Raw genomic sequence first — 23,428 nt, forward strand, 5'->3', positions numbered from 1 at the left:
GTTTGATGACGAATAATAAACGAGAAATGAAGTTAGGTGCCTTCTTCATGATTCCAGGTCATCACGTGGCAGCTTGGCGTCATCCAGAAGCAGAGGTAAGGGATATCATGAACTTTGATTTTATAAAAAAGCTGGCCCAAACGGCAGAGCGCGGAAAATTCGATTTACTGTTCCTTGCCGATCATGTATCACTTAACACGCAGGATGAACAAGTATTAGGGCAAACCGTAAATACACGCTTTGAACCATTTACCTTGTTATCGGCGCTTGCAGCGGTAACGAAAAACATCGGGCTGGTTGGTACCGTATCGACGACGTATAACGAACCTTACCATGTCGCCCGTAAGTTTGCTTCTTTGGACCATCTGAGCAATGGGCGAGCAGGATGGAATGTCGTGACATCAGGCTCTGATTCAGAAGCTCGCAACTTTAATCTCGACGCACATCCCCTTCATGAAAAGCGGTATGAGCGTGCTGAAGAGTTTGTGAATGTCGCTCAAAAGCTTTGGGATAGCTGGGAAGATGAGGCATTGGTCATGGATAAGGAATCGGCGCAATTTGCGGATGGTTCAAAGATCCATGCCGTCAATCATAAAGGGGAATGGTTCTCCGTTGCAGGACCACTGAATATTTCCCGTCCTGTTCAAGGTCATCCGGTTGTAGTTCAAGCCGGATCTTCCGAAGCCGGAAAAGAATTGGCGGCGCGAACGGCCGAAGTGATTTTCACTGCTTGGCAAACATTAGAGGAAGCACAAGCATTCTATGCGGATGTAAAAGGGCGGATGGCGAAATATGGTCGTGCCCCTGAGGAACTGAAAATCATGCCTGGAGTATTTCCCGTCATCGGGAATACGGAAGAGGAAGCAAATGAGAAGAAACAAGCATTGGTCGATCTGATTCCAGAAGGAGCCGGTGTGTCTCTTTTATCGAAGATGGTCAATGTCGATTTGAGTGGTTACCCATTGGATGGTCCCTTGCCTGAACTTCCTGATTTAGAAGAAGTCAATGGAACAAAAAGCCGCTTTCAGTTATTGAAGGATGTGGCGAACCGTGAAGGGTATACAATCCGTCAGCTATATCAACATATTGCAGGTGCTCGCGGGCATCGTGAAATTAAAGGGACACCAATACAAATTGCTGATCAACTTCAAGAATGGTTTGAAAATGGAGCGGCAGACGGATTTAATGTCATGCCTCCCTATTTACCGGGCGGGTTAGATGATTTTGTCAATCAAGTCATTCCTGAATTGCAAAGGCGGAACATATACAAAACGGAGTATTCAGGCAGCACATTGCGTGAAAATTTGGGATTACAACGTCCGAAAAACACTCTCCTTGAAAAAGTGGCGGGCGCTCATATATAAGTGTTGAAAATAGAATAGTAGAAAGAAGGAGATTAGATGAGTACGAATAAAAAAGAAATGAAATTAGGCGCTTTTTTCATGATTCCTGGACACCACGTGGCCGGTTGGCGCCATCCCGAGGCTGAAACTCATAATATATTGAATTTTGATTTTCTAAAAAGACTGGCCCAAACAGCAGAGCGCGGCAAATTCGATATGCTGTTTGTTGCGGATGGTAATGCGTTGCAACATAACGGTGCTAAAAACGTCCAAAGAGCGGGAATTAGTTTTGAACCGTTCACTCTATTATCAGCACTTTCAGCGGTAACGGAAAAAATCGGGCTAGTCGGTACGGTGTCCACGACGTACAACGAACCCTATCATGTAGCCCGTAAGTTTGCATCGCTCGACCACTTAAGCAATGGTCGTGCAGGGTGGAACGTCGTCACATCCAATACGGATGCCGAAGCACGGAACTTTAATTCCGATCATCATCTTCAACATGAAAAGCGTTATGAAAGGGCCGAGGAATTTGTGGACGTTGTAGAAAAGCTTTGGGATAGCTGGGAAGATGAGGCGTTGATCATGGATAAGGAATCCGCGCAATTTGCCGATGGCTCGAAAATCCATGCCATCAATCATAAGGGTGAATGGTTCTCCGTAGAAGGACCCTTGAATATTTCCCGTCCGGTCCAAGGACATCCCGTTGTGGTTCAAGCGGGATCATCCGAAGCTGGAAAAGAGCTGGCGGCACGAACGGCGGAAGTGATTTTCACAGCGTGGCAAACAATCGAAGAAGCTCAAGCATTCTATGCGGATGTGAAAGGACGGATGGCGAAATATGGCCGTTCCCCTGAGGAACTGAAAATCATGCCGGGTGTCTTCCCAATCATTGGCGCAACAGAAGAAGAAGCGAATGAGAAGAAGCAATTATTTGAGGAACTTATCCCAGAGGAAGCCGGCGTTGCGCTTTTGTCGGCGATGATCAGTGTGGATTTAAGAGGGTATCCCGTTGATGGACCACTGCCAGACCTGCCGGAATTAGAACAAATCAATGGAGGTAAAAGCCGTTTTACATTATTGAAGGATCTGGCTGAACGTGAAAACCTGACCATACGCCAGCTATATCAACGAACAGCCGGCGCCAGAGGCCATCGTGAAATCAAAGGAACACCGGAACAAATCGCAGACCAATTGCAAGAATGGTTTGAAAATGGGGCGGCGGACGGATTCAACATCATGCCTCCTTATTTACCGGGCGGCCTTGAAGACTTCGTCGATCATGTCATCCCTGAATTGCAAAAACGTGGCATATTCCGTACCGAATACACAGAAGATACCTTACGCGGAAACTTAGGACTGAATCGGCCAGCCAACACGTTGGTCAACAAGATTATAGAAACCGTGTAACCAGTAAGGCCGGGCGATTCTGCCCGGTTTTTTGTTTTTCTTTCCATGCACTTCTTTACCATTAAAATTCAACCGATATATCGCCTCAAGATGTACGGAATTCCTTACTGGCGCTTTCAAATTGAGGAATGAAGTTTATGAAATGATTCAGATGTTCTTTCATTTTTTCCTCTGCAGCTTTTGGATCCTTCTGTTCTATGGCTTTGTATATGCCGTGCAGTTCCTTGTTAAGGTCCTCTTTTAATTCAGTGGAACAATCAGTTGACTGAAAGTATGGAATAATCGCTTCTGAAATCGCTTCAATATTAATCATTATGAGTCGGTTTTTTGTGGCTTTTGCTATAGCCCTATGAAATTTAAAGTCATCTCTAAAGTAGTGCGAATCATTAACGGAATCTATTTTTGGAATTAAACTCTTTAACCTAATAAGATCTTCATCTGTACGCATTGCTGCAGCAATTCCACATGCTTTGATCTCTATCATTTTTCTCATTTCGATTACTTCCTCTAACGTAATCCCCTTTAAACTGAGGGAAAGAGTTATGTAATCGCTAAAGTCACTTACGAATGAATCAGGGTCAAACTCCGTAATGAAGTGTCCCCCCTTAGCTCCCGGTTTTGTTATGACTAATTTAGAAGACGACAATATTTTAATGGCATCCCGAACTGTAGGCCTACTCACTTGAAATTCATTGGCAAGTTCTTTTTCCCCAGGCAGTTTATCCCCAGGCTTTAAGTCTTTATTGATTAAGGAATCTTTAATTTGCTCTGCTATTTGTTCGGATAGACTTAATAGTTTCTTTGTATGGATCAACGTCCAATCACCTCGATGGATTTTTTACGGACAAAACAACTAAATTGATTATAGATTAAGCGTTTATAAATGAGTTCAACTGTATTTAGTAAGTTAATTTGTTTACTGTGGAGCTTAATAGAATATTACTATATTTTTACATAAATTGATATAATTTGATAGTAATGTGTTTTTCAACGCAAATCAATAGTATTGTAAATAACCTTTAAATGTAAAAACATTTTACAATTAAAGGTTATTTACAATTGGAATGAAGGTGGTAAGATTATGTTATTAGATTTTATTGAATTTTCTAATAACTAAAGAAGAGGTGGTAAAGTGATCATTACACTTGAACAAACAGAAAGAGAGCAACGGTTACAAGCGGTAAGGGATGTAGTCAGAGAAAAGAATTACAAAGGTATGTTATTTGTAGCTGATTCTTATTTAGGGAAGAAAGGTTCCCTGCGTTACTTATTTGACAATCACTTGATCCATCGATACGGTTTCGGATTAGTGTTGCCAGATGACCAATATCAGATTCTTCCATCCGGGCTCCATTGGTGTACCGATCGTCGCGTTCCAGATACGCTATTCCCTTCCGACCATGAAATCATGGAAGTAGTCCGAAGGTTAAAAGGGCATAACGTTACAACGGGGGTAGTTGGAGTAGTTGGATTGAATAATACAATGAAAATCGAAGACTTCCATTATTTAACTCGAGAATTACCTGATATTGAATGGGTGGACGCTAGTGTGGCATTTGATGAAATTCGTTCTATTAAAAGTAAACCAGAGATAGAAGGAATTAAAGAGGCCAATCGTATTATTGAAGAAAGTTTCGATGCCATTATCGATCATATCAAACTGGGTTTAACTGAAGAGGAAGCTGTTTCGGTCGCTTATTCCACGGCTCATGCTTTAGGAGCAAAAGATACTCTGTATTTAACTCTATCAAGCGAACAAGCAGGAGCAGTAGAACCATATTTCTTAAATCCACGGCCGAAAGTGATCAAGGATGGAGATTACTTGATCATTTCTTTAGAAGTTACTGGACCTTCAGGACATTGGGTGGAGCATTCCAGAATGTTCTGTTTCGGACAGCGAGATGAAGAAATGGAGAAATTGGCAGGTCTAGTGGCAAAATGTATTCAATATGCCGAAGTGACGATGAAACCGGGAGTTAAAGTGACGGATATTCAAGAACAGGTTGAAAAAATGGCACAAGTAGAAGGATATCATTGTGGTCATTTAACGGGTCATGGAATTGGAATGGATGTAATTGAACGACCATTCGTCGCAAGACAAACGAATACAGCATTCGTTGGAGTAGAAGTGCCAGGCAAAGATGATGAAGAATTACTTTATTTGAAAGAAGGTATGGTCATCAGTTTTCACCCTCAAATTATGCGAACCGATAAACAAAAATCCGCTTACATGTCAGATGTTTTTGTCATTACAGAGGATGGTGCCGAACGATTATCATCACGTAATCACGAAGTTATTTTAATAGGGGGCGAAACTATACGATGAAGTTTAGAATAGGAATCGATGTTGGAGGTACTTTTACTGACTTTTTATTAATTGATGAAAATGGGAATTCTGAAGTGTATAAAACCCTTTCCACACCCCAAGATCCTACAATCGGATTCTTCAATGGCTTGAGTGAAATGGCAGGAAACCATGGACTCTCGTTAAAAGAGTTCATTGGAAATGTCGAGCTGATTGTACACGGTACAACGGTTGGAACAAATGCAGCATTAACCTATTCAGGAGCCAAAACAGCTCTATTCACAACAGAAGGGTTCCAAGATATTCTTCAAATAAGAAGGGGAATTCGTCCTGATGCTTATAACAACAAATATGATTTACCTACACCATTCGTTTCACGAGATCTGAGAGTAGGGATAGAAGGTAGACTTGATTACTCTGGGAGTGAAATTACACCGCTTTCTGAGCAAGATGTATTGAATGCCTTGGAATATGTGAAAAAGCAAGAGGTCGAAGCTATTGCCGTTTGCTTTATGCATTCTTATACAAATGACTCACATGAAAAACAAGTCGGTGACATACTAAAAGAAAAACTTCCCAATGTATATTTAACCTTATCCAGCGAGTTAATCCCACGTGCAAGGCTTTATGACCGCGTCAGTACTACAGTCCTCAATTCTTACATTGGCCCCATCATAGAAAAATACCTAACGAAATTGATCCAGCGTTTATCAGATATAGAATTCCAAGGCACGCTGTTAATTATGCAATCAAATGGTGGAGTGGCAACTCCCGAGGCGACTATCGAAAAAGCCGCCAATACTTTATTATCTGGTCCAGCTTCTGCTCCAATCGCAGGTAGTTATTATTTAAAACCTCTTGGAATTAAGGATGCATTGACTATGGATATGGGTGGAACAAGTTTTGATGTTGCCTTATTAAAGGATGGCTATCCGCTTATCCGAACAGAAGGTGAAATTGCTGATTGGCCAATAAGTCTTTCAACCGTGGATATCCACACAATTGGTGCAGGAGGTGGTTCTATTGCCTGGGTCGATGAAGGTGGATTGCTACATGTAGGTCCTAAAAGCGCGGGAGCCCATCCAGGTCCAGTCTGTTATGGATTCGGGGCCGAGTTCCCGACAGTAACCGATGCCAATTTAGTTCTCGGTTATTTAAACCCGAACTTTTTCTTAGGCGGAAAGATGAAACTCGATGTGGAGAAAGCAAGAACGGCCATCCAAAAACATATCTCTGAACCTCTTGGACTATCTGTACAAGAAGCTGCCCAAGGAATCATAGATATGGTCAACGTGAATATGGCAAGTGGCATACGGGAAATAACAGTGAAAAGAGGATATGATCCTCGGGAATTTCCACTTGTTTGTGCAGGAGGTGCAGGACCATTACATGCGGTAGCGATTGCTCAAGAATTGGATAACACTCTTGTCATCGTTCCAAAAGAATCATCCATTTTCTGTGCTGCTGGCATGTTGATGTCTGACTTACGTCATGATTATGTCAAAGCCTATCGTTCCCCACTTGGAAAAATCAATATAGAGCAAGTGGAGGCCATTTTCTCAGTACGGGTACTCCACACCTGAAATGCAAGTGGATGTGATCAATTTCAATTTATCGGCTATCGGTGTAACGAAGAAACCTAACATGCAACAAACGGAATATAAAGGGACGTCATCAGAACATGCAATAAAGGGTTATCGTCCAGTTTCTCATGGTCAAAAGGGAACCTTGGTGGAAACGCCGGTTTATGACGGGGACATATTGGTTCATGGTAATCAAGTGATTGGACCCGCCATCATCGAACAGAAAGTCACGACTATCGTTGTATTAAGTGGGTACAATGTTCTTCTCGACAAAAATGACAACTATATCATGTATCGCAAGGAGATGGATGAGAAATTGTTACAACCATTCATTGAAGAGAAACGGGGTGTCGCAATTGAGTAGGATAGTAGAAAAGAGTGTTGACCCAATCTTGGCTTCCATCATTCAGCGTCGGTTAAATGCTATAACCCATGACATGGCAAAAGTGTTACAGCGAACTTCACGTTCACCGGTATTTAATGAAGCAGGAGATTTCGTTACGGGGCTATTCGATCATCAAGCGAGAATGATTGAACAGAGTGCGAACATACCGATAATCGGGTTTGGGGCCCAACCTGCATTACCCAATATAATAGAATCGTTTAAAGATGACATTTTTCCTGGAGATATCATTCTACACAATGATGTCTTTGAAGGGGGAAATCAAACACATGATGTAGGCGTTTATAAACCGGTATTCCATGAGGACGAATTGGTTGGATGGGTTGTCAGCAAGGGACATTTAACTGATTTAGGAGGCGCGACACCAGGCGGTTATAATCCAAAACATACGGAAGTGTGGCAGGAAGCCATACGGATCCCAGGGTTGAAAATCGTAAAAAAAGGCGAAGTCATCCATGATGTATGGAAAATGCTGTTTTCAAATGTACGTGTCAAAGTTGTTGAAGAAGATGTCAAAGCTATGATTGGCTCTTGCAACATCGGAGAAAGAGAATTTGTGAATCTTATAGCCAAATATGGTAAACAAACATTCCGGAATCATTTAGATTACGTGATTGAAGCTACAAAGAAGCAAGTGAAGGAAAGAGTCAGCAAGTGGAGAAAGGGCACTTATTATGGGGAGAGCTATATGGTCTCCGATGGTTTTGATACCAAGAAGAAATACAAAGTAGCAGTAACCATTACAATCGACGATGGAAAAGTGAAAATGGACTTCACAGGAACTGCCGATCAAGCCCCTGGATTTACAAATATGCCACCGGCTTCAGCAAAGGCTGCGTGTGCCATTGCCTATCTGATGTTGATTAATCCAGGCGATACCATTGCCCAAAATGAAGGATTATTTGCAGGGCTGGAGTGCTTTTTTCCGGAAGGAAGCATCGTAAACCCGAGATTCCCTGCAGCAACCTTATTTGGTAATCAAATGGCGGACGTTTTGCTCGAAGCGATTATGAATGCTCTACAGGAGGCCGTGCCTGAATATGTAACAGCGGGTTGGGCAAAAGCGTGTCCACCTGTATGGACGGGAACAGATCCAAGAAATAATGAACCTTACTTTGATTTTGGGTTTATGGCCAAAGGCGGTCAGGGTGCCTTGAAGGGCAGTGATGGCTTTGATGGAATCGGTTTTTCAGGTGCAGCAGGTTGCATGCTTTCGCAAGATCCGGAAATGTTCGAAATAAAAGACCCATTTTTAATAGAAAGATATGAACTCTTGAAAGACTCGGCTGGCTCAGGCCAATACCGTGGTGGGTATGGCACCTACGTCAAGGTGCGCATTGATGGGGACAATAACTCAGTCGGTACAATCGGTGATGGCATGGCATATGAAGGTGCTGAATTACCTAAAGGAATATATGGCGGTTTAGATGGGACATATAATCAATTTTCCTTGAAGTTCCCAGATGGTACAGAACAGCAACTAGGTTCAAAAGATATGTTGTTCGATGTACCAAAAGGGACAGTAATGGAAATGTATTCTGGAGGTGGTGGCGGATATGGTTCCCCATTCCTTCGCGATATAAATAAAGTCCAACAGGAAGCTATCGCTGGATTGCTTTCTATCGAAAAAGCACGAGAAGATTATGGTGTGTTGATCGATTCAATAACCTTCGTAGTAGATGAACAGGCTACTAATAGGTTGCGAGAAGAAAGGTTGAAGGTGAATAAATAGGTAGGCATAGGAACTTCAACTTAGGAGAAAGCCTGTATGTTCCCTTTAATAATAGATATCTAAAAATTTAGAAAAAAATAAGCGATTGAAGGCTTTTTAAACTGGTATTACACACGGCATGAAATCATTGAAAAATAATCGATAGATTGGGGATACCTATATGACAATTAGTTTTCAAATGACAGACGAGCAAATGAAGTTAAAAGAAACGTGTAGAGAACTAGCGAAAGACTTTGCAACTCGTGCAGCGAAGCATGATGAAGAACGGTCAGCTCCAGTGGAAAATTATAAGAAATTACAAGAGGCTGGATTTTTCGGTTTAACGATTCCAAAGAAATTTGGAGGGCTTGGAGAAGGGTTCCTCGGTTACACGATTGCCGTTGAAGAACTTGCACAAGGCTGTGCGGCAACCATGATGTCATGGAATATGCATGTAGCTGGGACGGCAGCCATAATGGAGAATCCTGATATTAGTGATGAAAAGAAACAGTTTATTGCCGATCTAGTTATCGACCAAGGCGCACTATTGTGCCAATCTGTTTCGGAACCCACCTCTTCCAGTTTAATAGGGCAATCCTATACGCCTTCCTTAAAAGCGAAGAAAGTTGAAGGAGGTTATATCTTAAATGGAAAAAAAGCATTTGCGTCGATGTTTGAAGCAAGTGACTATGTGTATTTATACGCCCATCCGGAAGAAAGCGAGAATCCACAAAGCAGCATCGGTTTCTTTTTATCAACAAAATCGGAAGGGATTTCTGTAATCGACATTTGGGATACTTTGGGTATGCGTGCAACGCGCAGTAACACAGTAGTCTATGAAAATGTTTTTGTTCCGGAGGAAAATGCCATTCATAAAACGGAAGAATTTTTGAATTCGTTTATTATGAAAAACGCAGCCTGGGCTTTCGGGACGTTTGCATCGATGTATTACGCAATCGGGCGCGGGGTCGGGAACTGGGTGAAGGAAACGTTGATGACAAGAAAACCAAAAGGTTTTTCTCAACCCATGGGCTATCACCCGGCCATGAGAGCACGTGCAGGAGAGATATTCGCGGATCTCGAGGCCGCTCGATTCCTAGTCTATCATGCCGCTTGGTTACATGATACAAAAGGGCCGGGCCCTGAAACGACAGCGGCGTGTCTCCGTGCGAAGTACATTGCCGCCCAAACGACTGGCCGTGTAGTTCGTTCAGCTACAATTGCCTGTGGTGCACATGGTCTCATGAAAGGACTGCCATTTGAAAGAATGCTTAGAGATGCGGTGACAGCACCCATTATGCCACCTAACGAAGATGCATGCCTAGATTTAATCGGAACCATGGACTTAGGCTTGAATCCTGAAGAAATCTTGCCGTTTTTGAAGGAGGAAGAAGTATGTCAAACAGTGAAGAATTAAAGAATCAGGTAGCTATCATAACGGGGGCAGCCAGTGGTATCGGTAAGGCCACGGCTGAACGATTTTCAAAAGAAGGAGCATATTTAGTTTTAAATGATATAAATGCAGCGGTGTTAGAAGAAGTAGTTTCGCAATTATCAAATCCTGATCAGTGCGTGTTAGTCCCTGGTGATATTTCTCTGGAAACCACTGTTCAACAGCTACACGATGCTGCAATAAAACGGTACGGTAGAATTGATATTCTAGTTAACAATGCAGGTATTCATTGGATTCAAGATATAACTGAGACTTCAACAGAGGAATTCGATCAAGTGTTCTCGACGAATGTAAAAAGCATGTTTCTCACCTGTAAAGCGGTCATCCCAACGATGGTACAGCAAAAGAGTGGGGTCATTATCAATTTGAGTTCGATTTCAGCCTTCGTCGGTCAAGAGATGATGGGGAAAAGCACCTATTTATATAACATGACTAAAGCCAGTATTCTTCAACTTACCCGTTCATTAGCTACCCGTTATGGGAAAGAGGGAATTCGAGTGAATTGTGTAGCGCCAGGTGCAACAAAAACGAACCAAATTAATGAAACGCACACAGATGATCTGGAGAACTTTTGGAGTGCAGTTGGGGGAGCCCATCCAATCGGCAGGTATGGCGAGTCGGAAGAAGTTGCGAACTGTATCCTATTTCTAGCATCCAAAGAATCATCATTCGTTACAGGATCTTCGTTCGTTGTAGATGGAGGGTACTTAGCTCAATAAAGGTCTAGAGGGGGATAAGCTAATGAAGCAACAAAATTGGGATGAACTAATCCAGCCAAACCGAGTACATCGGCATTTATATACTAAACCGGAAATTTTCGAACAAGAAATGGTGAATATTTTCGGGCAGACTTGGGTCTATGTAGCACACGAAAGTGAAGTGCCCAATAATAATGACTTTAAGACGGGCTACCTCGGCCAACGTCCTATCATAACTGTAAGGGACAAAGATGGAGTTTTTCGAGTCCTATTCAATAGATGTACGCATCGAGGGGCGACGGTTTGCCGAGCGGAAAAGGGTTCAGCAAAAGTATTCACTTGTCCATATCATGGGTGGAACTTTCGGAATAATGGAGAACTGGCTGGTGTCCCATGGCCCAAGGGATATGGGGAGTCTTTTAATAAAGATGAACTAGGATTAGGGCAAGTACCAAGAGTCGAGAGTTATCGTGGATTCATCTTTGCTACTTTAAATGAAGAGGCTCCTAGTTTGGAGGAACATCTTGGGGCGGCAAAAGAATTAATGGATCAATGGCTCGATCGCTATGATGGGAAAAGGATCATCCTTGGTAATGCACACCGGATGATTTACAAAGGAAATTGGAAATTGACATACGATAATGCGGCAGATGGTTATCATGTCACTTTCTCACACCGCTCCCTGCTTGAAATGGGTGGAAGAATGGGGGAAAACAAAGATATGACTTATTTCTCTGCGAACCCTGATTACGGTCCAATGTACGTACAGTATTTGGGGAATGGTCATACTTTTATCGATCAACGTCCTAACTATAGTGAAACAGGTGAGTACTGGGCACAACAAAGAGCACAGCCAGGACGTGAAGTTAATGAAGGGAATGTCCGTCAAAAATATGGCGATGAGGCAGATGCATTATTAGATCAGGCAATTGGTGCCCAGATGAATCTTAATATCTTTCCAAACCTATTATTCATAGGCAATCAAGTCCAAGTGATTCAGCCACATGCTGTAGATCGTACAGAGTTGATATGGTATTCCACTGCAGTTGAAGGGTTGCCTGAGGAAATAAATACATTGCGTATGAGAAGCCAGGAAGACTTTCCGGCATTCGGGGAACCTGATGATATGACGAACTTCGAGGAGTGCCAACGGGGACTGTCTATTTCGGAAGTGGAGTGGATCAATACCGAAAGGGGATTTGGTCTTTCCAATCAACAATCCACGAACGAACAAGGTGTGATAACCGGACCGGTCACGGATGAACTGTACATCCGTAATTACTACAAAGAGTGGAAAAGGTTGATGACGAGCAAAGTCCATTCAGGTGCACAGCATTAAGAATAGGAGGGATCAAACATGAAAGTAGATAGTTCCAAGTTCTCGAATTATATGGATAACGATTACTACAACCAGTTAATCGATCATTTAAAAGACTGGGAATTAGACGTAGGTGTTGCTGATGATGGAATAACGAGGGAAATTGAAAAATTCCTGTATCAAGAAGCACGCTTATTGGATGAAGGTAAGCTAGAAGATTGGCTGAACCTCTTTTCTTCTGAATGTTTATATTGGATTCCATCTATACCCGGTGGAGGTAATCCGAAAAAACAAGTATCCATTGCTTTTGATGATCGACGCCGCTTGGAAGACCGGGTCTACCGTCTTCGTACTGGATATGCCTGGTCACAGATCCCGAGTTCAAGAACCATTCGTTTGCAAAGCAATATAGAGGTATGGAAAGAATCCAACCAAAAAGATCTTCGGGCCCGCACTAACTTCTTGGTATCCGAGTTTCGTAATGGTAAACAAAAATCATATGCAGGCTGGAATGGCTATCGATTAGTGCAGGAAAACAATCAATGGAAAATAGCCGTTAAGCAAGTGAATTTGATTGATTGCGATCAAGGCCATGAAAATATGACGTTTATTTTATAAAAAAAGGGGAGATTTGTATATGAATAGCCAAGGAATCGTAAAAAACCGGGGATTTATCGATCGTTTTAACTTATGGAATACGGAACAAAGTGAAGCCGTTGAAAAAATTCATGCCGTGATTAAAGAAAAGGGTTTACGTTTGATACGTGTCGCATGGTCGGATCAACATGGTATATCACGGGCTAAAACTTTAACCATTCCAGCATTTTTAGGGGCAATGAAAAACGGGATTGATTTTAATACGGGTCCCCTATTTTTCGATACAGCCAATGCCATTGTATATAACCCCTTTATGAAAGGCGGCGGATTCGATTCAGATGAAATGACCGGCTGCCCAAATTATACACTCGTACCTGATCCCCTTACATTTAAATCTCTTCCATGGGCTGAACATACTGGATGGATATTATGTGATGCCTATTTGAAAAATGGTAACCCTCTCCCCTATGACAGCCGTCAAATCTGTAAAAAGGCATTGAAAGAACTAAACTCCATAGGCTATGACCTACTTTCCGGATTAGAAGTGGAATTTTCCTTAACCAAAATCGTAGACGATGAAATAGATGCCTCATTACTTGGAGCGCCTGGTAGCCCAGGGCAACCTCCAAAAGTAGTACCGGTTGCGCGCGGCTATCAATATCAACTGGAAGCGCATAATGATGAAATAGATGACATCTTACAAATAATCGCTGAAAATATCCAACAATTGGACTTACCTTTGCTCACGATGGAGGATGAATGGGGCCCAAGTCAATTAGAATTTACGTTTGCACCAATGAAAGGGATTGATACAGCGGATACCATGCTTTTATTTCGGACAGCTGTAAAACAAATCTGTAAACGCCACGGATATTTAGCCACCTTCATGTGCAGGCCTTCGATTCCAGGGTTTTTCTCAAGCGGTTGGCATCTACACCAATCCTTGATTGACATAAATACAGGAGAAAATGCTTTTATACCAAACAATTCAGATGGTCCCATTTCCGAAATCGGACAACAGTTCATTGCCGGTATCCTAGAAAATGCAAGGGCGGCAACCGTTTTTACAACCCCAACAGTAAACGGATATAAGCGTTTTAAACCTAACTCATTAGCCCCAGATCGTGCTGGTTGGGGTTTGGATAATCGTGGGACGATGATTCGTGTAATCGGTGGAATCGAAGATGATAGTCTTCACTTCGAAAACCGTGCTGGAGAACCAGCTGCCAATCCATACTTATACATGGCTTCACAAATCTTATCGGGACTGGATGGAATAGAGAGGAAACTACAACCAGGGCCATTAAGTACAGAAGCCTATAATGATAACCGCCCGTTATTGCCAAAAGATCTACAATCTGCTGTGGACTCACTAAAGGAAAGTGAAGTTTTCCATAATAAAATGGGAACAGACTTTGTGAATTATATTATTAGCATGAAAGAAAGTGAAATAAATCGTTATATGACATATGTTCAAGAAAATAACATAGAAGCCTATGCGAATATCGTGACCGAATGGGAACACCTGGAGTATTTTGAGATCTTTTAAAGCGGAGGACGAGGTGAAGATGGTATGGATCTGCAACAGCAAAAAGAAATAGAAGAGTTAAAGTCATATATTCAACAATTACAAAAAAAGATAACTATTTATGAGACGTTAGCCGAAGCCGTTCGACTGGCACATGTCCAGGATAGGAGCATTTACTCCCATGATGCCAATCAGGAAGATTACCTGGCTATAGATCGTGATGATTATGCCAAGTGTATGGAAATTATATCGGAAGTCGATCTATGGAAACCATGGAAACATACCCTCCAAAGAAGAATTACGAATAACTAGGCAAGGAGGGGACTTGTATGTGTGAACTATTAATCGTAAAGTCTCAGAACTCTATTCCAATGGAATGGGTTCTGGGTTATGCGAAATTATTGGACGAATACGGACTCGGTGGTTTCAGTTGGGGTGTTGCTTGGAAGGACACTGAAGGGGAGCTACGCTGCTATAAATCCGTGGACGGGATTAGAAAAGATCAACAAGCATCTGAAAGGCTAAAGGGTATAACCTCCAAAGAAATTTTTATACACTTGCGTCGGCCTAGCTTGATGAACAGCATTACTCCTTTCAATATTCAACCGTACCTAACAACCGACCACTCCCTTGCTTTTGGGCATAATGGGAATTTTGAAGAACATGAGTCTTTCCGGTCGTCTTTTCTTCAGTTATTAAAAGGAACTTCAGATAGCGAAATAGCCTTCCAATACTTCTTTCAACACCATAAAAAATACAATCGCCCGGTAGAAGCTTTGGAAGAAACACATCGTGCATTAAAAGGAAAAGCGAATATGGCGCTTTTTAGAAAAAATGAAGCGACAATCATCTATTCTGGAAATGTGGATAACAAGATGTATTCGTTTCAATTAGATGATATAAAGTGTGTATCGACATCTGTGCACAGTCATGATGACTTTGTCTTCCAGAACATTTTCCCATCCGCAAAGGATATACGTCCGATACCGTTATTTACTTCATTACTTTTAGAATGACTTAGCATTACGTAAATAAAAAGGAGGATTATGTGATGCACGGCATAGATTTAAAAGAAATCATAGATGAAAATGCTGTACATTTGCCTGATCTAGCGTTTGTGAATTGGTGTTCAGAAATATTTTTTATTAATAAAGGTATATTTAATCGTATTGATTTATGGTTTTTTGAATATGGATTTTATAATATTACAGCGAGGCGGAAGGGAATTATTTATTTCTTGAGATATTTGCATTCAAAAAATCTTTATAATCCCAATAAAATGTATCTACAATTTGGTAAAGGTGGATTAAAAGCTTACTTTGATTCTTTTGCTCATGAATGTTTACATGAACGAAGACAATACGTTCATTAAAGAAAGAAGCTGAATAAAAATGTTTTTCTGAATAGACAGGGTGAGCCCATTACTAAACGACTTAGTAGTGGATTCGCCCTCTTTTTAGTACATAGAAAATTTTTCTTCTCCATGCTCAAGGAGCGATAGAAACCTAGGGCAAAAAGAGTTTTTTAATCATGGATCCTGACGGTTATTTATTAAGATTTGCGGAACACTTAAAAGAAAGAGAATGAGGATAATGATCTAATTATCAATAATCTGGATAAAAGTTCAAACAATTTCCAAACAAGTGTGTTGACAAATATGCATGCTTTCTTGTAAGATATAAATATCTTGAATTAAAGATAACTTAAATCAAAATATTTTAATACGAGGAGATTTTATATAATGAATGTATTAGTAGTGAAAGCAAACAACCGTCCGGCAACAGAAGGTATCTCAAGCAAAATGTACGAAACGTTCATGGCTTCATTAGAAGGTAAAGATGTAAATGTAACAACTTATGATGTGTTTGAAGAAGATACACCATACTTTGGTCAAGAAATTTTCAACGCATTCGGCAAAGTGCAAACAGGCGGAGAGTTAACGGATATTGAATCACGTCTTTTGGCTGCTAAACAAAAAGCAATGGATGCAATCACTGCAGCTGACGTAGTGGTATTCGCGTTCCCATTATGGAACTTAACAATCCCGGCTAAATTGCAAACATTCATCGATTATGTGTATGCGGCAGGATTCGCATTCAAATATGATGCAAATGGGAACATGGTTCAATTAATGACAGACAAAAAAGCGATCTTCCTAAACGCTCGCGGCGGAATTTACTCAACTCCAGAAGCGGCTCCAATGGAAATGGCAGTGAACTACATGCGCAATGTATTCGGTGGCGTATTCGGCATGAAAATCATTGATGAAGTCATCATCGAAGGTCACAATGCAATGCCTGATAAAGCACAAGAAATCATTTCTGCAGGGTTGGAAGAAGTAAAGGCTTCTGCACAGCGCCTAGCAGAATTAGCTGTAAAAGGGTAATTAAACGGAAACGGCCAACGAAGCTTTTTGCTTTGTTGGTCGTTTTTTTTTTTACTTTTGTGCTGTACATATTCTTTTATGAAAAAACAGGCTATAAATGGGGACCATCACCATTTATAATTACATGTACTATCCATGAAGGGGTGTTCGATTTTGTTTATAAAACTTACAAAAGACCAACAGCAATTAATGATTTCCGATATCCAGTATTTCTTCTCGCAAGATAGAGATGAGGAAATCACGGAATTTGCCGCGGAAAGAGTATTGGATTTCGTCAAGGAAACACTTGCTCCTCATTTCTATAACGCGGCCGTCCAAGATGTTAAACATGTCGTGGAACAACAGTTTTCTTCCATGGAAGATGAAATACTGACGTTGGAACGCCCGATAAAGAGATAAGCGAGGAAGAATGTGAGGCCTTTTTCCATCCAAAGAGTCGTAGCTTGAGTATATGATAAGTCGTCGATCCCAAGAAAGTAAGGGCGAGGGCTTATTTTTTATATAGATATAACATTTCTAATTCGCTTTTTAGAAAAAATAATATTGTAAAAAAGAAATTTTTCTAAAAATTAAAATAAAGGTATATAGAAGATATAAACTGATGCCCGATCCTATTAACCTTATAAACTCAATAAAATCAGCTCTTTCATTGCCTAAAGTAACTCTATTTAGAAGACCATAATTCTATGAATATGCAGAATTATTGGTATTTTCTGATATGTACAGGTGATATTTGAAATGGTAGTATAAAAGCACTGGTGGATATTGAGGTTAAATATGTAATTTAAATATAATTGTGGCAATTATTATTTTAATAGTATGTACAAAGTAGTATAGGGGATGAGGATTGTGAGTATAAAAAGCGTTACAAGTTCTTTGACGGCAACTGAAATCGTGGAGAAGGCATCAGGGATCTATGAAGAAGCTGTGAGAATAAGAAGAATGATCCATGAAAATCCTGAACTTGGATTTGAAGAGACAAAAACCGCTGAAATGATTGCGGATTATTTGAAAGGGCTTGGAATCGAAGTGACTACAGGAGTAGCGAAAACGGGAGTTGTGGGTCTTCTTCATGGCGATAAAGAGGGGCCAGTACTTGCGTTACGGGCCGACATTGATGCGTTACCGATTCAGGAGAAAACGGGTGTGCCCTATCAATCTCAAAATCCTGGTGTGATGCATGCGTGCGGACATGATATGCATACCGCGATGTTACTGGCTGCCGCCCATGTTTTATCCCAAAATAAGCAACATATTTCCGGTACGATAAAATTCATTTTCCAACCCGCTGAAGAGATGAAGGGCGGGGGAGGCGTAATGGTCGATGAAGGAGTTCTTAGTAATCCTGCAGTTGACCATGCCTTTGCTTTTCATGTTTGGCCTGAGTTAGCTACTGGAACATATGGATTTAGAAATGGAGCCATCATGGCAAGCATGGATTCCTTTGATGTTGTGCTAAAAGGCAAACAAGGCCATGGGGCAGCACCTCATCAAGGGGTGGATGCAATCGTCGGGGCTGCTCATATCGTAACGGCCCTCCAAACGATAGTCAGCAGGGAAACGGATCCGGTTGACTCCGTCGTCCTGACAATCGGAACGATAGAAGCAGGAGATGGCTATAATATCATCCCTGAAAAAGCTAGTTTTAGAGGAACGGTGCGTACTCTTAATGCCGATACCCGTAAGAAAGTGGCTGACAGTATTCAGCGGATCGTTGAAGGTGTGGCTTCGGCTCTTAAACTAGAAGTGGAAATCAATTTTAACTTTTCAGTGGGCTACCCTGTTACCATAAATGATTCAACATTCAATGAACATGCTGCTGCGATTGCGGCGGACTTATTTGGGGAAGAGTCCGTTCAATGGTTGAGTAAACCAAGTATGGCAAGTGAAGACTTCGCTTTCTATTTAGAAAAAGTTCCGGGTACGTTTGTCTTCTTAGGTGTAGCGGAAAACCCGGATGACCCTATGAAGTTACATAGCGACGTGTTTCTGCCAGATGAGAAAGCGATGATTCAGGGGATTTCACTTATCGTGGGCATAGCTTTACATACGACTGAGAAAATTCAATAAATAACATCGCAAACATGGATCGTACGGGCTTTCCTTTTTGAAGTCCGTACCATCGTAGACAAAAAAGGAGTGATGAATGTGCAAGAAAATTCTCTGCGTAGTTGGAAAATTCATTTTTTTGTTTTGATATTAGTGTGTATAACAGAATTCATCGGTGTAAAAACCTTTAATATCGGTATTGGGGCCATTGCCTTATTTCCCATGTTGTATGCATTGATCATCGGTGCGGTCATTAGTTTACCTTCTTTGAAAGTCTTAAAACCGAAGGAAATGAATGTGGCGGCCAATATTTTAGGGATTTCATTCATGCTTTTTGTAGCCAAATTAGGCATGTTAATGGGACCATCCTTGCCACAGATATTTGATGCCGGCCTTGCTTTAGGCTTGCAGGAATTGGGGCATTTCGCAGGGACGATCCTATTAGGTTTACCGATTGCATTGTTACTTGGCATGAAAAGAGAAGCAGTCGGTGCCACTTTTTCGATTGATAGAGAACCAAACTTAGCCATCATCGCTGAAAAATATGGATCGGATTCACCTGAAGGCAGGGGAGCACTGGGCGTATATGTGTGCGGGACTTTGTTTGGAGCATTATACCTTTCCGTGTTAGCGAGCTTTTTGGCTCAAACTGGTTGGTTCCATCCGATTTCACTTGCCATGGGTGCAGGAGTGGGATCAGGTAGCATGATGGCTGCCATGTCTGGAGCGCTAGCGGTAATATTCCCGGAATCCGCAAAGGATATTGCTGTATTTGCCGGTGCGGCTAACTTAATTACAACAATCTTAGGGACATACATATGTGTATTCTTCTCCCTTCCTTTTACAAACTTTTTATACAAAAGATTAGAACCCGTTTTGGGGCGTAAGTCAAAAGTGATTGAAAAATAAGGCAGTGCAGGACTTAAAGGGGAGAGGTTATATGAAAGATAAGATATTGACTTTTATAATCATTGGAATAATAGCCCTTATGGGAAATTGGATTGGATACGATGTTTCACCTATAGATGCACTACCAGGCATGTTGATCATTGTTGCCGTTACGATCGTAGGGTTCTTTTTGGCTAAAGTCATCCCTATAAAACTACCCATCGTCATTTGGGTTTCGATGTTAGCGCTGCTGATTACAACGCCTATTTTTCCCGGAAATGCAGAAATCATCAAGGTAACGGAACATGTGAATTTCATGGCGCTGGCCACTCCCATTTTGGCATATGCGGGTCTATCCTTCGGGAAAGATTTAAAGGAATTCAAACAATTAGGGTGGCGAATCGTTGTCATTTCTCTAGTTGTTTATACAGGAACGTTTGTCCTTTCAACGGTTGTTGCAGAAATTAGTTTTAGATTAACTGGGAAATTCCATTAAGCGTACTTAAAGAAAGATGCCCGTCTCAGTAAAATGAAGCGGGCATTTTTTTATGCAAACTGATTCAAGAATGAAAAAGCCACTCCTGGATATTCTATCAATGAAAGGGGGATAGCCCATGAAAAAGCGCGAAAATCATGAAGAAGAACCAATCGTAGCCGATGGAATCACAACGCAAGAGGAGCTGGATGAAAGCGCCACTCCGGAAGAGGTGGCAAAAGGAGACTATACAAAAGTCGTCACACTCTCATTGGATGAAAATGATCCAAGCTGAACGGAAAGTCAGCAGGCCCATTGGGTTTGCTGACATTTTTCAAAAATAATAAGAGCCTTCTACAGTTTACGTAGCGAGGCTCTTTAAAATTGTTTGCTTCTTATCCTTCAAATAGATTCAATCAATACGTCCGATGGTATCGTTCAATTTCTTACGATACTTATCCTTCCAAGTTTGCTCATCCTTCACTAGTTCGTCACAGAAGGCAGCCACGTCCTCACCTGTCAGGTCAGTGACTTTTTTGCTTTCCGCTGCACCTTCCTCGAAAAGATCGAGAATACCGGAAAAAATACGATTGGTACCCTCCCAATCGGTGGGGCTGTCGCCAGCAGTCCACATATACTTTTGGATCGCTTTGTAAGCGTTATGGTATTCACTAGGAAGAGCCTTCGCACGCGCCTCCATCGCTTTCCATTCTCTCTTTTCATCAAAACTTCCCATTATTTTTTCAAAAAAACTCATTTTGCGTCTCCCCTTTCAATCGGTAAGTTTTTAAGTTCATTCAGTTTACTTGAAATGAATGCCCATTTTGTCCAGAAAACTTGAAGCTTTTCTTGACCCGCTGCATTGAGGGTGTAAAATTTCCTTGGTGGTCCCATCGTGGATGGCTTTTTCTCGATGTCTACCAGATTGTTCTTCTCAAGCCTCATCGTAATCGTATAAACCGTGCCCTCCACTACATCAACGAAGCCAAGTTTTTGTAGTTGCTGTGTAATGTCATAGCCATATGTTTCGCCCCGGCTGATGATTTCAAGCACACAACCTTCAAGCACCCCTTTCAGCATTTCTGTCAGATTCTCCAAAAGAATTCACCCCATATGTTTGTTGTTGGATTTTATACGCTATTTAGTATTACTTACTACTAGTATATAGTATCACATAGTAGTGATTTGTCAATCGCCTTCCATTTATCTATAGAGTATTTTTGGAGGAATCGTCTTCATCCTAAAATGGAAATATTTTTTAAAACGATATTGACAGCTGAAGTGTATTACGGGTATAGTACATACATAAGGTGTATGAACCACTTAATACATACACTTGAGTCCAAGTGTGATTATCAGATCTTTTTATTAAATATAGGGGTGGTTTAATGAACGTTTCGTTTAATGCCCGTGAGCCGGTTTATTTGCAAGTGGTGAGGCATTTCAAAGAACAGATGGCCATTGGAGAGTTAGTTGCGGGACAGGAAATCCCTTCACGCCGGGAATTGGCGGCAACATTGAATATTAATCCGAATACGGCTCAAAAGGCGTATAAAGAAATGGAGGAACAAGGTTTGATTCATACTGAAAGAAATTTCCCAAGTCGAATCACTACGAATGAAGAGATGTTACATGATGTCCGACAGGAGCTTATTCTTGCTGCGGTCGATTCTTTTGTAGAGGCCATTCGTCCCATTAATGTACCGGTTGATGAGCTACTTCAGGTCGTGAAAGATAAATATGTAAAAGAGGGGGAAGAGAAATGATCGAAGTGAAGCAAATCTCTAAGAAGTACGGCCGTAAGAAAATCTTGGATGGTATGTCTTTTACCGCGAACAAAGGGGAAATCACCTGCCTGATCGGGATAAACGGTGTAGGGAAAACCACGACGTTGAAGGCCATTATGGGATTGACGCCGTATCGCGGGGAAATTTTGATCGATCATGAAAAGCTCAATACAAACAGTTATGAAAAGATCACCTTCATTCCGGACGCTCCGATTATGCTTCCGCAAATGACGATCAAGCAGGCGATGGTCTTCATGAACGATTTCTATACTACATGGAATCAGTCAAGAGCCAATGAGTTGCTGGATTTTTTCAAACTGGAGGAAAACACAAGGATTTCGGATTTATCAAAAGGGAACACGGCAAAAGTCAACTTGATGCTGGGTCTGTCGCTTGATGTGGATTACGTACTAATGGATGAACCATTTTCCGGCATCGATATGTTTAGCCGGGAACAAATTGCTGACGTCTTTGCCAGTCACTTGATCGAGGACAGGGGAGTCATCATCACGACCCATGAAATCGGTGATATTGAACATTTAATCGATAAGGTCATCTTACTTGGAAACGGAAATGTAGTGAAAGAGTTCAATACGGAAGATATGCGTGAAGAGGAAGGGAAATCAGTAGTCGATGTAATGAGAGAGGTGTATCAAGGATGATGCGTTATATGAAGCTAGTCAATTTCGAAATCAACCGTTTTAGTAAAATCTATTTTTCATTGTTGTTGATCACGATCCTTTCGCAATTTGTAGGCGTGATCATTAAAGTACAAGGATTCTTAAATAAAACTGATCAAACCATGTTAGAAGAAAAATTGACCGAAGCTACTTATTTAGAAGTGTATGGCGGAGTGAACTTTAACTTGGTTTCAGGGTCGCTCTGGTTTATGGGACCGATTGCGTTGTGTGCCGTTGCCCTTATATTCTACATCTTTCTCATTTGGTACCGTGATTGGTTCGGGAAAAATACTTTTATTTATCGCCTGTTGATGCTGCCGACTACGAGATTATCTCTCTATTTATCCAAAGCTACAGCGATTTTCTTAATGGTATTAGGACTGATTTCCTTACAATTGATCATCCTGCCGATGGAGAATGCTCTGTTCAATTCCATGATGCCGGAAGTGTTCTTAACCGTAAAAATGAGTGTGATGACCATCCTTGAATCCAACCGAGTATTAGCGCTCATCATTCCTGGCTCATTCACTCAATTTATCATTTCCTATGGAATCGGGCTGATGATCCTGTTTGTCCTGTTCACAGCCATCATGTTGGAAAGAAGTTACCGGATCAAAGGGATTGTGCTAGGCATTATTTATTCCGTACTAGCGGGCGCATTGTTCCTATCGCCTATTTGGCTGAATGGTTCTAACGGAATCTCTCTTTATCCGTCAGAAATCTTCGGTAGTTTAATCGCTTTGGGGATTATCATTACAGCCGTCTCCATCTGGCTTGGCTCTTGGTTGTTAAAGAAACGTGTAACCGTATAATG

The 23,428-nt window shown here is 41.4% G+C and carries 26 protein-coding genes; 23 read left to right on the forward strand and 3 right to left on the reverse strand.

The features are described from left to right. The first annotated feature begins 5 nt into the window (after positions 1-5). Together ACIQXQ_RS10575 and ACIQXQ_RS10580 are read left to right on the forward strand one after the other, a co-directional pair. Positions 6-1,364: an LLM class flavin-dependent oxidoreductase gene (locus ACIQXQ_RS10575; protein WP_402957233.1), complete on the forward strand. Its 1,359-nt coding sequence runs from the start codon at positions 6-8 to the stop codon at positions 1,362-1,364. A gap of 36 nt (positions 1,365-1,400) precedes the next feature. After that, positions 1,401-2,753 (forward strand): LLM class flavin-dependent oxidoreductase, encoded by a 1,353-nt coding sequence (locus tag ACIQXQ_RS10580; protein ID WP_402957235.1) that lies wholly within the window; start codon positions 1,401-1,403, stop codon positions 2,751-2,753. An 85-nt stretch (positions 2,754-2,838) separates the two neighbouring features. On the opposite strand, the gene ACIQXQ_RS10585 is transcribed toward ACIQXQ_RS10580, so the two are convergent. After that, positions 2,839-3,567: a FadR/GntR family transcriptional regulator gene (locus tag ACIQXQ_RS10585; protein WP_402957237.1), complete on the reverse strand. Its 729-nt coding sequence runs from the start codon at positions 3,565-3,567 to the stop codon at positions 2,839-2,841. A 318-nt stretch (positions 3,568-3,885) separates the two neighbouring features. On the opposite strand from ACIQXQ_RS10585, the gene ACIQXQ_RS10590 reads away from it, so the two are divergent. The 18 genes from ACIQXQ_RS10590 to ACIQXQ_RS10675 all read left to right on the forward strand — a co-directional run bounded on the left by ACIQXQ_RS10590 (position 3,886) and on the right by ACIQXQ_RS10675 (position 20,442). Continuing rightward, a complete protein-coding gene (locus ACIQXQ_RS10590) occupies positions 3,886-5,079 on the forward strand; it encodes a M24 family metallopeptidase (RefSeq protein WP_402957239.1) in 1,194 nt (397 codons plus the stop codon). Continuing rightward, positions 5,076-6,641, forward strand: a complete 1,566-nt coding sequence (locus ACIQXQ_RS10595) for a hydantoinase/oxoprolinase family protein (protein WP_402957241.1) — start codon at positions 5,076-5,078, stop codon at positions 6,639-6,641. Before ACIQXQ_RS10590 ends, ACIQXQ_RS10595 begins: the two co-directional genes overlap by 4 nt. A 1-nt stretch (position 6,642) precedes the next feature. Further along, positions 6,643-7,005 (forward strand): hypothetical protein, encoded by a 363-nt coding sequence (locus tag ACIQXQ_RS10600; RefSeq protein WP_402957243.1) that lies wholly within the window; start codon positions 6,643-6,645, stop codon positions 7,003-7,005. After that, positions 6,998-8,776 carry a hydantoinase B/oxoprolinase family protein gene (locus tag ACIQXQ_RS10605; protein WP_402874009.1) on the forward strand — a complete coding sequence of 593 codons (1,779 nt, stop codon included), beginning with the start codon at positions 6,998-7,000 and terminating at the stop codon, positions 8,774-8,776. Before ACIQXQ_RS10600 ends, ACIQXQ_RS10605 begins: the two co-directional genes overlap by 8 nt. A gap of 160 nt (positions 8,777-8,936) precedes the next feature. Beyond that, positions 8,937-10,172, forward strand: coding sequence for an acyl-CoA dehydrogenase family protein (locus tag ACIQXQ_RS10610; RefSeq protein ID WP_402957245.1), 1,236 nt, complete (start codon positions 8,937-8,939; stop codon positions 10,170-10,172). Continuing rightward, on the forward strand, positions 10,151-10,927 hold the full coding sequence (locus ACIQXQ_RS10615) for an SDR family NAD(P)-dependent oxidoreductase (RefSeq protein WP_402874014.1): 777 nt from the start codon (positions 10,151-10,153) through the stop codon (positions 10,925-10,927). The genes ACIQXQ_RS10610 and ACIQXQ_RS10615 overlap by 22 nt, the downstream gene beginning before the upstream one ends. A gap of 22 nt (positions 10,928-10,949) precedes the next feature. After that, positions 10,950-12,245 carry an aromatic ring-hydroxylating oxygenase subunit alpha gene (locus tag ACIQXQ_RS10620; protein WP_402957247.1) on the forward strand — a complete coding sequence of 432 codons (1,296 nt, stop codon included), beginning with the start codon at positions 10,950-10,952 and terminating at the stop codon, positions 12,243-12,245. Positions 12,246-12,263: 18 nt separating this feature from the next. Then, complete coding sequence (locus ACIQXQ_RS10625; RefSeq protein WP_402874019.1) at positions 12,264-12,842, forward strand: aromatic-ring-hydroxylating dioxygenase subunit beta; 579 nt, start codon at positions 12,264-12,266, stop codon at positions 12,840-12,842. A 19-nt stretch (positions 12,843-12,861) separates the two neighbouring features. Further along, positions 12,862-14,370, forward strand: a complete 1,509-nt coding sequence (locus tag ACIQXQ_RS10630) for a glutamine synthetase family protein (protein WP_402957249.1) — start codon at positions 12,862-12,864, stop codon at positions 14,368-14,370. Positions 14,371-14,394: 24 nt separating this feature from the next. After that, positions 14,395-14,661: a hypothetical protein gene (locus tag ACIQXQ_RS10635; RefSeq protein WP_402874025.1), complete on the forward strand. Its 267-nt coding sequence runs from the start codon at positions 14,395-14,397 to the stop codon at positions 14,659-14,661. A 17-nt stretch (positions 14,662-14,678) separates the two neighbouring features. After that, positions 14,679-15,365: a class II glutamine amidotransferase gene (locus ACIQXQ_RS10640; protein WP_402957251.1), complete on the forward strand. Its 687-nt coding sequence runs from the start codon at positions 14,679-14,681 to the stop codon at positions 15,363-15,365. A 35-nt stretch (positions 15,366-15,400) separates the two neighbouring features. Beyond that, the gene (locus tag ACIQXQ_RS10645) at positions 15,401-15,721 is read left to right on the forward strand and encodes a hypothetical protein (protein WP_402874030.1); all 321 of its coding nucleotides are present in this window, start codon (positions 15,401-15,403) and stop codon (positions 15,719-15,721) included. A gap of 369 nt (positions 15,722-16,090) precedes the next feature. After that, positions 16,091-16,735, forward strand: coding sequence for an FMN-dependent NADH-azoreductase (locus tag ACIQXQ_RS10650; RefSeq protein ID WP_402957253.1), 645 nt, complete (start codon positions 16,091-16,093; stop codon positions 16,733-16,735). Between the two features lie 153 nt (positions 16,736-16,888). Then, positions 16,889-17,134, forward strand: coding sequence for a DUF2164 domain-containing protein (locus tag ACIQXQ_RS10655; protein ID WP_402957255.1), 246 nt, complete (start codon positions 16,889-16,891; stop codon positions 17,132-17,134). A gap of 450 nt (positions 17,135-17,584) precedes the next feature. Further along, positions 17,585-18,805: a M20 metallopeptidase family protein gene (locus tag ACIQXQ_RS10660; RefSeq protein WP_402957257.1), complete on the forward strand. Its 1,221-nt coding sequence runs from the start codon at positions 17,585-17,587 to the stop codon at positions 18,803-18,805. Positions 18,806-18,877: 72 nt separating this feature from the next. Next, on the forward strand, positions 18,878-19,693 hold the full coding sequence (locus ACIQXQ_RS10665) for a DUF3100 domain-containing protein (protein ID WP_402957259.1): 816 nt from the start codon (positions 18,878-18,880) through the stop codon (positions 19,691-19,693). Positions 19,694-19,724: 31 nt separating this feature from the next. Further along, complete coding sequence (locus ACIQXQ_RS10670) at positions 19,725-20,168, forward strand: hypothetical protein (RefSeq protein WP_402874046.1); 444 nt, start codon at positions 19,725-19,727, stop codon at positions 20,166-20,168. Positions 20,169-20,286: 118 nt separating this feature from the next. Then, positions 20,287-20,442: a hypothetical protein gene (locus ACIQXQ_RS10675; protein ID WP_402957261.1), complete on the forward strand. Its 156-nt coding sequence runs from the start codon at positions 20,287-20,289 to the stop codon at positions 20,440-20,442. Positions 20,443-20,559: 117 nt separating this feature from the next. Here the strand turns inward: ACIQXQ_RS10675 and ACIQXQ_RS10680 are convergent, their stop codons facing one another. Together ACIQXQ_RS10680 and ACIQXQ_RS10685 are read right to left on the reverse strand one after the other, a co-directional pair. Further along, positions 20,560-20,904 (reverse strand): DUF1048 domain-containing protein, encoded by a 345-nt coding sequence (locus tag ACIQXQ_RS10680; protein ID WP_402957263.1) that lies wholly within the window; start codon positions 20,902-20,904, stop codon positions 20,560-20,562. Next, complete coding sequence (locus ACIQXQ_RS10685; RefSeq protein WP_402874055.1) at positions 20,901-21,245, reverse strand: PadR family transcriptional regulator; 345 nt, start codon at positions 21,243-21,245, stop codon at positions 20,901-20,903. The genes ACIQXQ_RS10680 and ACIQXQ_RS10685 overlap by 4 nt, the downstream gene beginning before the upstream one ends. A gap of 290 nt (positions 21,246-21,535) precedes the next feature. Here ACIQXQ_RS10685 and ACIQXQ_RS10690 point away from each other — a divergent pair, with 290 nt between their 5' ends. Genes ACIQXQ_RS10690 through ACIQXQ_RS10700 form a run of 3 tightly spaced genes read left to right on the forward strand, consistent with a single transcriptional unit; the run spans position 21,536 to position 23,426 of the window. Beyond that, on the forward strand, positions 21,536-21,913 hold the full coding sequence (locus tag ACIQXQ_RS10690) for a GntR family transcriptional regulator (protein ID WP_402957265.1): 378 nt from the start codon (positions 21,536-21,538) through the stop codon (positions 21,911-21,913). Beyond that, the gene (locus tag ACIQXQ_RS10695; protein ID WP_402874061.1) at positions 21,910-22,596 is read left to right on the forward strand and encodes an ABC transporter ATP-binding protein; all 687 of its coding nucleotides are present in this window, start codon (positions 21,910-21,912) and stop codon (positions 22,594-22,596) included. Before ACIQXQ_RS10690 ends, ACIQXQ_RS10695 begins: the two co-directional genes overlap by 4 nt. Positions 22,597-22,604: 8 nt before the next feature. Next, positions 22,605-23,426 (forward strand): hypothetical protein, encoded by an 822-nt coding sequence (locus tag ACIQXQ_RS10700; RefSeq protein WP_402957267.1) that lies wholly within the window; start codon positions 22,605-22,607, stop codon positions 23,424-23,426. Positions 23,427-23,428 lie beyond the last annotated feature (2 nt).

The sequence above is a fragment of the Peribacillus sp. NPDC097198 genome (assembly GCF_044762055.1).
Classification (GTDB): Bacteria; Bacillota; Bacilli; order Bacillales; family DSM-1321; genus Peribacillus.

What these genes read in the sequence shown, in the direction of transcription:
- ACIQXQ_RS10700 (WP_402957267.1), top strand. Translation starts at nt 22,605, where the DNA reads ATGAAGCTAGTCAATTTCGAAATCAACCGTTTTAGTAAAATCTATTTT.
- ACIQXQ_RS10595 (WP_402957241.1), top strand. Translation starts at nt 5,076, where the DNA reads ATGAAGTTTAGAATAGGAATCGATGTTGGAGGTACTTTTACTGACTTT.
- ACIQXQ_RS10630 (WP_402957249.1), top strand. Translation starts at nt 12,862, where the DNA reads ATGAATAGCCAAGGAATCGTAAAAAACCGGGGATTTATCGATCGTTTT.
- ACIQXQ_RS10695 (WP_402874061.1), top strand. Translation starts at nt 21,910, where the DNA reads ATGATCGAAGTGAAGCAAATCTCTAAGAAGTACGGCCGTAAGAAAATC.
- ACIQXQ_RS10650 (WP_402957253.1), top strand. Translation starts at nt 16,091, where the DNA reads ATGAATGTATTAGTAGTGAAAGCAAACAACCGTCCGGCAACAGAAGGT.
- ACIQXQ_RS10645 (WP_402874030.1), top strand. Translation starts at nt 15,401, where the DNA reads ATGCACGGCATAGATTTAAAAGAAATCATAGATGAAAATGCTGTACAT.
- ACIQXQ_RS10575 (WP_402957233.1), top strand. Translation starts at nt 6, where the DNA reads ATGACGAATAATAAACGAGAAATGAAGTTAGGTGCCTTCTTCATGATT.
- ACIQXQ_RS10635 (WP_402874025.1), top strand. Translation starts at nt 14,395, where the DNA reads ATGGATCTGCAACAGCAAAAAGAAATAGAAGAGTTAAAGTCATATATT.
- ACIQXQ_RS10665 (WP_402957259.1), top strand. Translation starts at nt 18,878, where the DNA reads ATGAATGTGCAAGAAAATTCTCTGCGTAGTTGGAAAATTCATTTTTTT.
- ACIQXQ_RS10600 (WP_402957243.1), top strand. Translation starts at nt 6,643, where the DNA reads ATGCAAGTGGATGTGATCAATTTCAATTTATCGGCTATCGGTGTAACG.
- ACIQXQ_RS10615 (WP_402874014.1), top strand. Translation starts at nt 10,151, where the DNA reads ATGTCAAACAGTGAAGAATTAAAGAATCAGGTAGCTATCATAACGGGG.
- ACIQXQ_RS10680 (WP_402957263.1), bottom strand. Translation starts at nt 20,904, where the DNA reads ATGAGTTTTTTTGAAAAAATAATGGGAAGTTTTGATGAAAAGAGAGAA.
- ACIQXQ_RS10625 (WP_402874019.1), top strand. Translation starts at nt 12,264, where the DNA reads ATGAAAGTAGATAGTTCCAAGTTCTCGAATTATATGGATAACGATTAC.
- ACIQXQ_RS10640 (WP_402957251.1), top strand. Translation starts at nt 14,679, where the DNA reads ATGTGTGAACTATTAATCGTAAAGTCTCAGAACTCTATTCCAATGGAA.
- ACIQXQ_RS10620 (WP_402957247.1), top strand. Translation starts at nt 10,950, where the DNA reads ATGAAGCAACAAAATTGGGATGAACTAATCCAGCCAAACCGAGTACAT.
- ACIQXQ_RS10675 (WP_402957261.1), top strand. Translation starts at nt 20,287, where the DNA reads ATGAAAAAGCGCGAAAATCATGAAGAAGAACCAATCGTAGCCGATGGA.
- ACIQXQ_RS10690 (WP_402957265.1), top strand. Translation starts at nt 21,536, where the DNA reads ATGAACGTTTCGTTTAATGCCCGTGAGCCGGTTTATTTGCAAGTGGTG.
- ACIQXQ_RS10610 (WP_402957245.1), top strand. Translation starts at nt 8,937, where the DNA reads ATGACAATTAGTTTTCAAATGACAGACGAGCAAATGAAGTTAAAAGAA.
- ACIQXQ_RS10580 (WP_402957235.1), top strand. Translation starts at nt 1,401, where the DNA reads ATGAGTACGAATAAAAAAGAAATGAAATTAGGCGCTTTTTTCATGATT.
- ACIQXQ_RS10670 (WP_402874046.1), top strand. Translation starts at nt 19,725, where the DNA reads ATGAAAGATAAGATATTGACTTTTATAATCATTGGAATAATAGCCCTT.